Annotated in this window: 11 protein-coding genes; 6 read left to right on the top strand and 5 right to left on the bottom strand. The window is 57.9% G+C overall.

Annotated features, from left to right (window positions below):
* The first annotated feature begins 34 nt into the window (after positions 1-34).
* From ACXAH8_RS15495 to ACXAH8_RS15480, 4 genes are all read left to right on the top strand, one after another.
* Positions 35-841, top strand: coding sequence for an IclR family transcriptional regulator (locus ACXAH8_RS15495; protein ID WP_475219736.1), 807 nt, complete (start codon positions 35-37; stop codon positions 839-841).
* Positions 838-1,896, top strand: coding sequence for a sn-glycerol-3-phosphate ABC transporter ATP-binding protein UgpC (locus ACXAH8_RS15490; protein ID WP_170472620.1), 1,059 nt, complete (start codon positions 838-840; stop codon positions 1,894-1,896). Before ACXAH8_RS15495 ends, ACXAH8_RS15490 begins: the two co-directional genes overlap by 4 nt.
* Positions 1,897-2,019: 123 nt before the next feature.
* Positions 2,020-3,051, top strand: a complete 1,032-nt coding sequence (locus ACXAH8_RS15485) for a trans-3-hydroxy-L-proline dehydratase (protein ID WP_475219735.1) — start codon at positions 2,020-2,022, stop codon at positions 3,049-3,051.
* Between the two features lie 222 nt (positions 3,052-3,273).
* Entirely contained in the window at positions 3,274-5,487 is a 2,214-nt protein-coding gene (locus tag ACXAH8_RS15480) for an NADP-dependent isocitrate dehydrogenase (protein ID WP_475219734.1), read from the top strand.
* 376 nt (positions 5,488-5,863) lie between these two features.
* Here ACXAH8_RS15480 and ACXAH8_RS15475 read toward each other — a convergent pair whose 3' ends face one another.
* The 5 genes from ACXAH8_RS15475 to ACXAH8_RS15455 form a co-directional block, all read right to left on the bottom strand.
* Positions 5,864-8,284, bottom strand: a complete 2,421-nt coding sequence (locus ACXAH8_RS15475; protein ID WP_475219733.1) for a GcvT family protein — start codon at positions 8,282-8,284, stop codon at positions 5,864-5,866.
* Positions 8,285-8,478: 194 nt separating this feature from the next.
* Complete coding sequence (locus tag ACXAH8_RS15470; RefSeq protein ID WP_475219732.1) at positions 8,479-8,718, bottom strand: hypothetical protein; 240 nt, start codon at positions 8,716-8,718, stop codon at positions 8,479-8,481.
* Complete coding sequence (locus ACXAH8_RS15465) at positions 8,700-10,172, bottom strand: aldehyde dehydrogenase family protein (RefSeq protein ID WP_475219731.1); 1,473 nt, start codon at positions 10,170-10,172, stop codon at positions 8,700-8,702. Before ACXAH8_RS15465 ends, ACXAH8_RS15470 begins: the two co-directional genes overlap by 19 nt.
* Entirely contained in the window at positions 10,169-11,326 is a 1,158-nt protein-coding gene (locus ACXAH8_RS15460; RefSeq protein WP_475219730.1) for an aromatic ring-hydroxylating oxygenase subunit alpha, read from the bottom strand. Before ACXAH8_RS15460 ends, ACXAH8_RS15465 begins: the two co-directional genes overlap by 4 nt.
* Positions 11,327-11,429: 103 nt before the next feature.
* Positions 11,430-12,335: a LysR substrate-binding domain-containing protein gene (locus ACXAH8_RS15455; RefSeq protein ID WP_475219729.1), complete on the bottom strand. Its 906-nt coding sequence runs from the start codon at positions 12,333-12,335 to the stop codon at positions 11,430-11,432.
* A 256-nt stretch (positions 12,336-12,591) separates the two neighbouring features.
* On the opposite strand from ACXAH8_RS15455, the gene ACXAH8_RS15450 reads away from it, so the two are divergent.
* Positions 12,592-13,536: a PDR/VanB family oxidoreductase gene (locus ACXAH8_RS15450; protein WP_475219728.1), complete on the top strand. Its 945-nt coding sequence runs from the start codon at positions 12,592-12,594 to the stop codon at positions 13,534-13,536.
* A gap of 75 nt (positions 13,537-13,611) precedes the next feature.
* On the top strand, positions 13,612-13,792 hold a 181-nt coding region (locus ACXAH8_RS15445), incomplete at its 3' end, for a hypothetical protein (protein ID WP_475219727.1).

The following is a 13,792-nucleotide window of genomic DNA, read 5'->3' as shown; positions in this document are numbered from 1 at the left end:
TGAACGGGGGTCAAACGGAGGAGAACACACACCCGTGGCTGGTGACGGAACAATAGGCAAAGCATGTGATGTGCTGGAGCACGTGGCCTCGTTCGAGCGCCCTGTGCGGTTTGCAGAACTGTTAGAGAGCAGCAGCTTTCCCAAAGCGACGCTCTATCGCTTTCTGCAATCGCTGACCAATCAGGGCATGCTGGCCTATGAGCCAGACCGGCAGACCTATTCGCCGGGCCTGCGGCTGGTCCGTCTGGCGCATACGGCGTGGACGCAAAGCTCTTTGGCCCCTATTGCGCGGCCGTTTTTGGATACGCTCAGTTCCGAGACGGGGGAAACGGTGCATTTGGCGCAGCTGGACTCCAATCAGGTGCTGTATGTCGACAAACGAAACGCAGCGCAGCCGGTCGAGATGTATTCGCAGGCTGGCAAGGTTGGCCCGGCCTATTGCACCGGCGTAGGCAAGGCGATGATGGCGTTTCTGGATGGTCCCGCATTGGATCGCGCCGTATCCCAGCAAAGCTATCACCGTTTCACGGACAAGACGTTGACCTCGGAGGCGGCTTTGCGGGCAGATCTGGAACTGATTCGCAGTCGAGGCTACGCGATCGACGATGAAGAGCATGAACCCGGCATTATCTGCGTCGCCTGTCCCGTTCTGACCTCGGGCGGGCGCGTTTTGGGTGCGATTTCCGTGACCGGTTCAACCGGGCGGATGGATTTCAATCAACTAGAGGCCTGGGTCCCTCGGGTGCGGCGCGTTGCCGACCAGATCGCAACCGAGGCGCAGGCTTGGCGGTTCCCTGAAACCCGCCCGAATGTACAGAACAACAGGATGCAATCGACATGACAGGTGTAACGCTCAATCAGGCGATCAAACGCTACGGCCAGACTCAGGTGATCCACGGGATTGATCTGGAAATCGAAGATGGTGAATTCTGTGTGTTCGTCGGCCCCTCGGGCTGCGGCAAGTCCACCCTACTGCGGATGATCGCGGGGCTTGAGGAAACATCGGAAGGCCAAATCCATATCGGTGCGCGCGAAGTGACCCATATGGATCCGGCAAAACGCGGCGTGGCGATGGTGTTCCAGACCTACGCTTTGTACCCGCATATGACGGTCGCCGAGAATATGGGTTTTGGCCTGCGCATGAACGGCGTTCCCAAGGCAGAGATTGACCAGAAGGTTCAGGATGCCTCCGGCATTCTGAAGCTGGATCAATACCTGAAACGCAAGCCCAAGGCCCTGTCCGGTGGTCAACGTCAGCGAGTCGCTATCGGGCGCGCGATTGTACGCGGCCCCGAAGTGTTCCTATTCGATGAACCGCTCTCCAATCTCGATGCCGAGCTTCGGGTTGAGATGCGGGTCGAAATCGCGCGCCTCCATCAAGAGATTGGCGCCACCATGATCTATGTGACCCACGATCAGGTCGAAGCGATGACAATGGCCGATAAAATCGTCGTGTTGCGCGATGGCCGGATCGAGCAGGTGGGTGCGCCGATGGACCTGTACCGCGATCCGGACAATCGCTTTGTGGCGGGCTTCATCGGCTCGCCAGCGATGAACTTTCTCGAATGCGACTATGCAGACGGCCACGTCACGCATCCGGCCCTTGGTCAACCGTTGCCGGTATCGGCCCAAGTTCCGGCTGGGGTAAACAAAGTGACCCTTGGCATGCGGCCCGAACACATCCAGATCGACCGCAGTGCCGACACCTGCACCGTTGATTTGACCGAGGCGCTTGGGGGCGTGTCCTATTCCTATCTTCTGACCCCGAATGGCGACAAGCTGATCGTTGAAGAACGGGATGACCAACGCAGCACTACAGGCGAGAAGATCGGGATCACGGTCCAACCCGAACGTGCCATGGTGTTCGACCCTGAGACTGGCGTTCGGTTTAGGTAGCAGCGGTTCAAGTTCAGCCGGGGTGTTCTGAGTACAGGTTTAGGCTTGACCGAAACGGGGTCGTTCTCTGAACTGGCCCACACGAGGCCAGTCGGCCCGACTCATTTCGAGTAGAGAGGCCTCATGCGCAGCGTCAAAACCGTCCACGTGATCTCAGCCCATGCGGAAGGCGAGGTGGGCGACGTCATCGTCGGTGGCGTGCAACCTCCACCCGGAGAAACCCTGTGGGATCAACGCACATTCATTGCGCAGGATCAGAGCTTGCGCAATTTCGTGCTGAATGAACCCCGAGGCGGCGTCTTTCGCCACGTCAACCTGCTAGTCCCTCCGAAACATCCGCAGGCGGATGCGGCGTTCATCATCATGGAGCCGGAGGACACGCCGCCCATGTCGGGGTCAAACTCGATCTGTGTCTCCACTGTTCTTCTGGACAGCGGCATCATCCCCATGCAAGAGCCGGAAACGCGTATGACACTCGAGGCTCCCGGCGGTTTGGTACGGGTCCGGGCAGAGTGTGGGGATGGTAAGGCCCAGCGTATCCATGTGCAACACCTGCCAAGCTTTGCCGACAAGATCGCGGTCCCTCTGGAAGTGCCGGGCGTGGGCACCCTTACCGTGGATACGGCCTATGGAGGCGATAGTTTCGTGGTGGTCGATGCGGATGCTATGGGGTTCGAAGTTGTGGAGGCCGAGGCCCGCGATATCGCCCGTTTGGGCGTTGCCATCACCAATGCCGCCAATGATCAGCTTGGCTTTACCCATCCGCATAACGCGGCTTGGGATCATATCTCTTTCTGCGCGTTTTGCGGGCCTTTGAAGACAACCGAAACCGGACTCACAGGGAAATCCGCTGTTGCGATCCAGCCCGGCAAAGTTGACCGCTCGCCAACCGGAACGGCGGTCTCGGCGCGCATGGCCCTGATGGCCGCGAAAGGCCAGATGAAGGTTGGTCAATCTTTCGAGGCCGTTTCTATCATCGGATCGCGTTTTACCGGCCGGATTGTCGAGGAAACCAAGGTCGGGGAGCGCGCGGCCATCATCCCCGAGATTAGCGGCCGAGGATGGATCACTGGAGTTCATCAGCACATGCTGGACCCGGATGACCCATGGCCCGGTGGATATCGGCTAAGTGATACCTGGGGCGTTGGGCGCTGAAGGGCGCGAAATCACAGGCCCATCGGCGTGTTTTTCCCCAACCGTGGCAATTTGCGCCCCCAGTAGACGATTGATCCCAACGCAAACCTGATTTAAGGGAAGCCCTGTCAAATCAGAGTCACTCAGGGGTGTTATGTCATTAGCGCCCCTCCCGCGCCGCAATGAAGCGGCCCAAACTCTTGCAGCGATTGCCCCTTAAAGGCTTAAAAAAGGTGAAAGAATATGGCAGATAAATCGAACTTCGACATATTGTATACCATTGTAGACGAAGCGCCTGAGCTGGCCAGCGCCTCATTTCTGCCCATCATTCGCAAATTCGCCTCGGCGGCGGGTGTCAGCGTTGGCACTAAGGATATTTCGCTTGCAGGCCGTATCATTTCGACGTTCCCAGAGAAGCTGACCGACGCGCAGCGCATCACCGATGATCTGGCCGCGTTGGGCGATCTGGTAAAAACGCCCGACGCCAACGTGATCAAACTGCCAAACATTTCGGCCTCGGTTCCTCAGCTTGTCGCCGCGATCGAAGAGCTGCAGTCGCAGGGCTACGACATCCCCAACTACCCCGAAGAGCCTTCGAGTGACGAAGAAAAGGCGATCCGCGCGCGCTATGACGCGATCAAAGGCTCGGCTGTGAACCCGGTTCTGCGCGAAGGCAACAGCGACCGCCGTGCGGCGCGCGCGGTGAAGAACTACGCCCAGAAGAACCCTCATTCGATGGGGGAATGGGTCTCGGACAGTAAGACCAAAGTATCCTCAATGTCCGGCAACGATTTCTACGCCAATGAGAAATCGGCGACGATCACCGCGGCGCAAGCCGGTGACGCGAAGATCGAATTTGTCGGCAAAGATGGCAACGTGACCGTGCTGAAAGACGGCTGGCCGCTGGAAGAGGGAACCGTTGCCGATGCGACCTTTATGTCGGTCAAAGCGCTGTCGTCCTTCCTAGCAGATGCCATTGAGGACACCAAGAAAGACGGCACCATGTTCTCGCTGCACATGAAGGCGACGATGATGAAGGTCAGCGACCCGATCATCTTCGGCTATGCCGTTCGCGCGTGGTTGGCCCCTGTGTTCGAGAAATTTGGCGCAGAGCTTGAGGCCTTGGGTGTTAACCCGAATTCGGGTCTGGGGGATCTGCTGGAGCGCGTGAAGGACAATGCCGACATCGTGGCTGCCATCGACGCGATCAAGGGTGATCGTCCGTCCATGTATATGGTCGACTCGGACCGTGGCATTACCAACCTGCACGTTCCGTCCGATGTGATCATCGACGCCTCGATGCCCGCCGTTATCCGCGCAGGCGGCAAAGGCTGGGATGAAACCGGAGCCAAAGGCGACACCAACTGCGTGATCCCTGATCGCTGCTATGCGTCGGTTTATGACGAATCCATCAACTTCTTCAAAGCCAATGGCGCGCTGAACCCGGCCACTGCCGGTGCGGTTGCCAACGTTGGCCTTATGGCGCAAAAGGCCGAAGAGTACGGCTCGCACCCGACCACGTTCCAAGCACCTGCGGATGGCACGATCCGCGTCGTTCTGGCCAATGGCGAAACCCTGCATTCTCATGAGGTCGAGGCCGGAGACATCTGGCGAGCCTGCACAGTGAAAAAAGCGCCCATCGAGAACTGGATCCAACTGGCGATGGATCGTCAGCGCCTGACCGGATCCGAGGCGATCTTCTGGCTGGACGCAAACCGCGCGCATGATGCCGAGTTGATCCAATATGTTAAGCCCGCGCTGGAAGCGGCTGGTGTTGCTGATAAATTCCTGATCATGGCTCCGCGTGAGGCGACACGCCAGTCGCTGGAGACGATCACCGCTGGCAATGACAGCATTGCCATCACCGGCAACGTGCTGCGCGATTATCTGACTGACTTGTTCCCGATCCTTGAACTGGGCACCTCGGCCAAGATGCTGTCGATCGTCAAGCTGATGAACGGCGGTGGTCTGTTCGAGACCGGCGCAGGCGGGTCCGCTCCGAAGCACGTGCAGCAGCTGGTCGAAGAAAACCACCTGCGCTGGGATTCGATGGGTGAGTTCTGTGCGCTGGGTGAATCCCTGAACTTCCTCGCCGACAGCAAGGGCAACTCCAAGGCGGGTGTTCTGGGTGCTGCGGCCGAAGTGGCAACGCAGGGCATTCTGGACAACAACCGCTCCCCCAGCCGTAAGGTTGGCCAGCCGGATAACCGTGACAGCCATTACTGGTTCGCACGCTATTGGGCCGAAGCGCTGGCCGCGCAGTCGGATGATGCGGAACTGGCAGCTGAATTTGCCCCGCTTGCAAGTGCTCTGTCCGACAAGGAAGAGCAGATCCTGGGTGAGCTTGCTTCGGCCCAGGGTGGGGCTGCCGATCTGGGTGGGTACTACCACACCGACCCTGCCAAAACAGCGGCTGTGATGCGTCCGAGTGCGGCGCTGAACGCCATCATCGGCTAAGAAAACGACCCGCGCCTTAGTGGCGCGGGTCTTGCCCACTGGTGCGGAAACCCGACCAGTTTTTCCTTTCGCTTCAGACTGTTGCGAAACTTTTCCCGCGAGACGTGACTAAAACTGCATGATCTACGGGATTCCCCCAATACACTGATCCGTCCCCGCTTGATAACTTGTCCAAGACAAGAGATTCACCGGTGAGGCCTTCGGGCCTATCACTCACTCGAAAGTGGCCAGCATTTGGGGTGCTGGCCATTTGTTTGTCTGAAATCTGCTTGCGCGTAGCTGGGTTGAATGCGCCTTTGCAGTGCCACGCGACATTAGTGCAGAAATGAAAAAGCCAGCCCAGAGAAGGACTGGCTTAAACATGATTGTTCGACGTTTAGCCCCGAAGGACTTTGCCTGCCGCGTCAAAGGGCGGCTCGTGCAGGATGGTGGCTTTGTGAGGTTGACCCAGAACCATCACTTCAACCTCGTCCCCAGGTTGGGCGTTTTTGACGTATCCCAAGGCCAGCGACATGCCCACGGTATAGCCATAGGTGCCCGAAGTGACGCGACCGATGCCTTCGCCGTCCTTGAAGATCGGTTCACCGCCTGTGGCGTCCGCGTTGGAGGCCGTCACGTCGGCCACATCCAGATGCAGCATGACAAGCTGTTCACGTGCAGGGTTCTCCAGCACTTTCTGGGCGGCGTCTTTGTTGAGGAAGTCCTTCTCGAACTTGCACAAACGGTCCAGACCCACCTCATGCGGCCAGTATTCGGGGCTGTATTCGCGGCTCCATGAGCCATAGCCCTTTTCCACGCGCATCGACATCAGGGCACGGCTGCCAACAGGTCCTGCGCCGAATTCTTTGCCCGCCTCAAGCAGAGCATCGTATAGTCGCGCCTGATCTTCGGTCTTGCAGTGCAGCTCCCACCCCAGATCGCCGGTGAAGGAGACACGCAGGGCCAGAAGTTCAACACCTGCCAGCTCGATCCTGGCCGAGCGCATGAAGGGGAAATCCTCATTCGCCAGCGAGGTGTTGGTCAACCGCTGCAGGATCTCGCGCGATTTCGGACCGGCGACGTTGAAGCCGCACATTGCTTCGGTGTGGCTTTCAAATGTGGTTCCTTCGGGTAGAGTAACCTGCTTGAAGAAGCGCTTGTGATAACGTTCGGCCATACCGGAACCGAGAACCCAGAACTCATCCTCGGCTACGCGGGTGACGGTGAAGTCCCCGGCAATGCCACCGCGTTTTGAGATTAGCGGAGTCAGGCACGACCGACCGATCGCCTTGGGCATGTTGTTGGCGAACACGGCATTCAGCCAATCCGCAGCGCCGGGGCCTTTGCAGATGTACTTGGCGAAGTTCGAGATGTCGATGATCCCCGCACGCTCGCGCAGCATCTTGCATTCTTCGCCAACCGGGGTCCACCAGTTCTGACGAGTGAAGCCGTTTGTATCCACGACACCCGGCTCATCAGCGAACCAAAGCGGGTGTTCCCAACCGACGTTCAGGCCAAAGACAGCGCCCATGGCTTTTTGGGTTTCGTAGATGGGGCGCACGCGGGCAGGGCGGCCTGCGCTACGTTCTTCGTTCGGGAAGTGAATGGCGAAACGGTGCGCGTATTGGTCTTGCACCTTGGCCTTGGTGAATTCCTTGGTGGCCCAGGTGTCAAAGCGCGCCATGTCCCATGCGAACATGTCGTATTGGGTTTCACCTTCGATGATCCACTGTGCCGCCATCAGGCCCATGCCGCCCGACTGCGAGAATCCTGGGATAATGCCGTTGCAGCAGAAATAACCATCCACCTCGGGTACTGGTCCCATCAGCACGTTAGAGTCCGGAGACCAGATCATCGGGCCGTTGATTACGCGCTTGATCCCGGCCTCAGCCACGGCGGGCAGGCGTTCGATCGCGTTCATCATGTTCTCTTCAATCCGCTCCAGATCGTCTGGGAACAGGTCATGGGCGAAATCCAGAGGTGTGCCTTCCTCGGCCCAGAATTTCATGTCCTTTTCATAAGCGCCAACCAACAGGCCATTACCTTCCTGACGCAGGTAATACTCGCCATCGCGGTCCGAGACAGAGGGGAGGCGGGTGCCGTGGCCTTCGACGTCAGACATTGCTTCCGTCACGAAATATTGGTGTTCGGTGGGCTGCAGCGGCAACTCGATGCCAGCCAGCTTGGCCACCTCGCGGCCCCAGAGGCCTGCCGCGTTCACGACCCAAGGCGTTTTGATGTCACCTTTGGGCGTTTTGACGATCCAAGTGCCGTCTTCCTGCTGTTCAGTCGCGGTGACGGGGGTGAAACGATGGATCTCGGCCCCACGCTGGCGGGCACCGACCGCATAGGCGTTAGTCACGCCCGACGGGTCAACATTGCCGCCATCGGGTTCGAACATCACGCAACGGATGCCTTTGTAATTGACCAGCGGGTTCAGTTTTTGCGCCTCTTCAATGCTGATCTCGTAGAAATTCATGCCATAAAGCTTGGCCTTTGCGGCCTGCAGTTTCAGCTGGTGTTCCCGCTCTTCGGTCTGAGCCAGATACAGCGAGCCGGGCTGGAAGACACCGCAGCTTTGGCCGGTTTCTTCCTCCAGCGAGTTATACAGGTTCATCGTATAGTGCTGGATACGGCTGATATTGGTGCTGTCATGCAGACCGTGAATGTTGGCTGCCGCATGCCAGGTTGAGCCAGAGGTCAACTCATCCCGCTCCAGCAGGACCACATCGGACCATCCCAATTTGGCCAAATGGTAGAGGATCGAGCAACCGATCACCCCGCCGCCGATAACTACCGCCTGTGCTTCTTCGCGCATTTCATCTTCCTGATTTGCTGTGTCATGTCAGAACCGGTCTTTCGTTAAGAATATGGCGATTCAGACCCATAACTGTTCTAAACGCGTCAACTGAGAACCCTGTTTGACCAGAGATGCAGCCTGCATTCACTTCTTGGGGATACGGGCACCGCCGGGTACCGCGCATTATTTCACCTATGCTTTGCCGACATTGCTCAGAACTCCAGTCTGTGGGCGCGGCCATAGTCAGCCAGCCGGTTGTTCAGATTGCTTGCCTCTGGGTGGCCGGATTCCAGTGCAAAAACGAAAGCGTGGGTAAGATAGAAACAGGCGGCATCAATGTCCTGGGCCTGCTCTCGTTCATCGGCGGCAATCGTATACAGGCGCACAAGCGCCTCTTGGTCGCAATTGGCATGTGCCTCTAGCAGTTCACGGTCTAAGGCTTCGCGATCCATGGCGATCCCTTTAGCGAAATGGCGATGTTTTTGGTGCGAACATAGTTGTAGAGCGCCTCAAGCCCCTTTTCGCGACCGAAGCCGGATTTGCCGACGCCACCGAACGGGGTTGAGACACCACCGGCGAACCATTCGTTGACAAAAACCTGACCCGCCCGCAATTTGCGCGCCACCCGATGGGCGCGGGCGAGATCGCGCGTGAAGATGCCTGCAACCAACCCGAATTCGGTGCCATTGGCCATGGCGACGGCTTCCTCTTCGGTATCGAAGGGCGTGAAGCAGGTGACGGGGCCAAAGACCTCCTCCTGCGCGATACGGCTGGAAGGGTCGACATCAGCCAGAATGGTCGGGGCCATGAAATACCCCTTGCGATCCAGTCGCGCGCCACCGGCAGCGACCCGCGCACCGTCCTGACGAGCGGTCGAGGTGATCTCTTCCACGCGCTGCAGCTGCAGGCTGGACACGACCGGAGTGTGATCGGGGTTCTCGAGCCCGTGACCGACGCTTAGGCCATTGGCCAGCGCAGCCGCACGTTCCACGGCCCGATCATAGATCGAACGATGCACCAATACGCGGGCCATGGCAGAGCAGACCTGACCGGCATTGTAGAAAATACCGCTTTTCAAGCTGGACATCAGCGTATCCAGATCCGCGTCGTCAAAGGCGACGGCTGCGGATTTACCGCCCAGTTCCATCAACGAAGGCACCACGTTGTCTGCGGCCGAGCGCAGAATATGCTGGCCGGTCGGTACCGATCCGGTGAAGACGATCTGGTCCACCTGCGACCTCGCCACTAGTTTCGCGCCCAGATCCGAGCCGATCCCGTTCAGGATCGATACCGCACCGGCAGGCACCTCGGCGCGTTCCAGCGCGACGCCCAACATGGCCAGCGCCAGCGGGTCCAGCTCGGGCGATTTGATGATGGTCGAGTTTCCCGCCGCCATAGACGGTGCGAGCGAACGACCGGCGATTGAAACAGGGAAGTTCCACGGCACGATCTGCGCCGACACGCCGTAGGGTTCAAATACAGTGAAATCAGCATAGTCTGGGCCCAGCGGGATCGACTTGCCCTCAATCTTGTCCGCGACGCCGCCGTAATATTCGAAATACTGAGCCGCCTCGATGAACTCATCCCGGGCCGCGTCCAGCGTTTTGCCGCTCTCACGGCACAGCAACTCAGCCCCTTGATCCGCGAGGTTGCGGATTTCCTGCGCGATGCGGATCATCAGGCGGCCACGCTCGGCCGGCTTCATATCTGCCAGATCACCGCGTTCGAATGAGGCGCGGGCGGCCTCAAGCGCCTGAGCCAGCGATTCCTCACCGGCTTGCGCGCAATCCGCCACGTGATCCTGATTGCCGGGATCTTCCACCGCGATGGAGGCGCCCTTGTCGCCCTCCACCCACGACCCGGCCAGGAAATTCCTGGCCAAGCCGTCGTTCAGAAAAGAGGTCATGCTTCCGCGCGCGCCTTTTCGATCTGCGTTGCGACCCAGTGGTGGAAACAGTGGGTGGGACCATCCATTGCGGGCGAGAAGCGACCACCGTCGAATTTGACGCCATGGCGGCCTTTCTGCATGCCTTCGACCACGAAGACGTCCTCTTCGAATACGGTTTTCCAAAGCGCCGCGTTTTGCGCACGCAGGCCTTCGTGTTCGGGGCTGTCTTCGGGTTTCTGAGCATAGTAAAGCTCAATCCGCTCGTTCGACCGCTCGTGCGTGATCGGGTCGATGATGAAGGCAAAACCGTGGTCGCGCTGAACGCCTAGCAGGGTGTTAGGGTAAACTACGATATATTCCGCGCCCTCGTTCCACTGCTCGCCCAAGCCGTCAAAGTCCGCCAGTTTCGAGCCATCTTCCCCTTCGAACTGACGATAGACAAGGGTGCCCTGACCTGAGTATTTGCCCAGTTCGTTGATGTTGTAGTGGTCTTCCAGACGCGAATAGCTGTTCAGACCGGGGTGAACCCAGGGCAGGTGGTAGCTTTCGCAGAAGTTTTCGACCGCCAGTTTCCAGTTCGAATCCAGCTCAAGCCGGACCGATGCGCCTGCACCGCCGTGATACATGGGCTGTTCGAACTCTTTCCAACGCTCCATCAGCTCACCGTGAACTTCTTCGAACTCGGGGGCGTTGCCGTCGACGTTAACAAAGATCACGTCGCGCCAGACATAGGAACGGATGCGGATCAGACCCAGTTCCGAGAAATCCAGATCTTCGTGGGTGTTCTGACCGGGGCCACCGACATGAGGGGCCGTGCGCAGCTCACCATTCAGGCCGTAGCACCAGCTGTGGTAGGGACAGCGGATTGCGCCGCGGATTTTCTGAGGTTTGTCGACCAGGATCATGCCACGGTGGCGGCAGGTGTTCTGGAACACGCCAATCTGACCGTCGCGATCACGAACCATCAACAGGGGCATGCCAAGAAAATCAATGGGATAAGCATCTCCTGCCTCAGGGATATCCTTGCCGAAGCCGATCCCGGACCAGTTCGCAAACAGGACCGAGTCACGTTCCTCGGTAAACACTTCAGGGTCGATATAATGCGCGTTCGGCAGCCCCTTTGCTGTGTTTACCGGGGTCAGAACAGACGAAAGCGGTGCATGCTTGTTCATCAGTCACTCCTAAGACTTTTGAATTGGCGTTTTCTAGGCTCCCATTGGCAGCGCAGAGGCCCTGCATTCAATACTAAAAATCCTAACCGATAGATGAGCGGAGCTAAACCGAATTCTCCTCAAGCTCATTCAGCAGCCATTCTTTCAAGGCCAGCGCCCCTTCTGGCAGGCTATCGTTTTCCCGTTCAACCAGATAGAAATTATGCGGCGCAGGGATGCTGAAAGCCTCTAAAGCCACAAGTTTCCCGGAATCCAGCATGGGTTTTAGCAAACGCTTCCAGCCGAGGGCGACTCCAGCGCCCTTTCTGGCAACCTGCAGGGCCAGAGCATAGCTGCTTACACGCGCTTGCGTCTGAATACTCTCATTAAACCCTAACGCCTGAAACCAGTCCGTCCATGTGGTCCAGTTGCTGTGTTTGGTTGCAAGGTGAATCAGGCGGTGTTCTGTCAGGTCTCGGAGGTTGGCCCCTTTAAGCTCTTCCGCCAGTTCGGGGCTGCAAACGGGTGTCAGGATATCCCGGTAAAGCTTGGTATGCGGCAGAGAGGTATTCGGGTCTTTGCCGTATCGAATGAAAAAGTCCACGTCGGAACGATCTGCGAAATACGTGTCCTCGGCCATTTGGTTCACTTTTACGTGTGGATAGTCCTGCCAAAACCGAATGACCGACGGGGAAAGCCATAAGGCAGCAACTGCTGTAGTGGACCCCACGGTGACATGATTGTCGGAATCCCCACTGCGAATCTGCTCAAGAACTTTCGAGATTTTCAGGAAAGAGCTTCCCAGTGCCTCTAGCAGCGCCGCGCCATCCTCGGTCAGTTCAACGCCGCGATGTTTACGTATGAAAAGCGGGGATGCCAGCTCGGTCTCCAGTGCTTTGATCTGATGACTGACAGCGCCGGGCGTGACAGACAATTCGCTTGCAGCAACCTTGAAACTGAGGTGCCGGGCGGCAGCCTCGAAGGCAGAAAGCGAGGCAAGCGGAGGCAGATTGTAGTGGCGTCGCGACATGGGGGATACGTGGCTCTGAGGTTTTTGATTGAGCTACCTTCACCTGAGTGCGAAAAATATTGCAATTGAAAACTATCTTTTTTTCTGCAGTTTGGCGCCCGATGAAGTTCCGCCTTTCTCCAAGGGCGGTATTGCAGTTCTTTGCCGTCCCTACGAGGCGCGCCCCGACCCAAGTCAGGTAGTAGTCAACACCAAGGCCGACACAATAACCGCCTTTCTGCGGTTCTTTTCGGCGCAAGATAAGATGAGTAGCCCGATGAACACTCAGAAAGCGCGTCTGATCCGAAAAACTGAACTTAGCTCGGACACTTCGGATTTCTGCTTCGAAATCGAACAGGGGCGTTTCACAGGCCTCGAACCCGGTGCGCACGTGGATATCCACCTTGGTGACGATCTGGTGCGTCAGTATTCTCTCTGGAGTTGGAGCCAGGACGGTCGCACCCTTAACGTCGCCGTCAAGCGCGAGGATGGTGGTCGCGGTGGGTCGCTGGCCATGCACGCCTTGGAAGAGGGGGTCGAACTCGCCATCGGAGGTCCGCGCAACCACTTCAAGCTTGAAAGCCATGATCGCCACGTGACCCTTATCGCGGGCGGTATTGGTGCCACCCCGATGGTCGCGATGGCCCGAGAGCTGCTGAACCGGGGTCAGGATTTCCGGGTCTACTATCTGGTCCGATCCAAGGACCTTGCCGCGATGGATGACAAGTTTCGCGCTTTGGGTCTGGATGAGTGGTACCATCTTCATTGCGACGACACAGACGGGCAGTTCGATTTGACCGCCGTCATGCAATCCATGCCGATGGGCGCTGATGTCTACACATGCGGTCCGGAACCGATGTTGAACGCGGTCCTCGAGTCAGGCAGCGCTCTGCGCGGTGGAGCCATTCACTTTGAGCGTTTTGCGGCTGCTTCCGATATCGAGCACGCGCCCAATGACAGCTTTGAAGTCGAGGTCCAGTCGACGGGAGCCGTCTACAAGGTGTCGAGGGATGAAACAATTCTCGACGTCCTAAGAACCAACGGGGTTCACGTGGATTTCGGTTGCTCCGAAGGTCTGTGCGGGTCGTGCATGGTGGACGTTGTCGAAGGTGAGGTGGACCACCGGGACGGCATTCTGACCCCTGAGGAGCAAGCCTCGAACAGCTTTCTATGCACCTGTGTATCCAGAGCAAAATCCGACCGTCTGGTCCTGGCACTCTAAGAAAACAACCTGACAGAAAGCCGGATTTTTTCGGTGCGCAACGTCTACAAGAAACGTGAAAATGGGAGGAAATTGATGTCGATTAAAGAACCGTTTACGGATTTGGACATTAAGACCGCGGATAGCGGTTTTTATGAGAATAACAGCGTTCCGATTGCGCTGATTAGTAAGGGTGTGATGGTAGCCCTTGTGCTTTGGGCGCTGATTTTTCCGGCGAACGCGAACAGCACTCTGGGCAGCTGGAACTCTCAGATTC

The organism is Ruegeria sp. ABV3_008 (assembly GCF_056161185.1).
The sequence above is the reverse complement of the archived record's forward strand: the minus strand, read 5'-3'. Positions and strand labels throughout refer to the sequence as shown.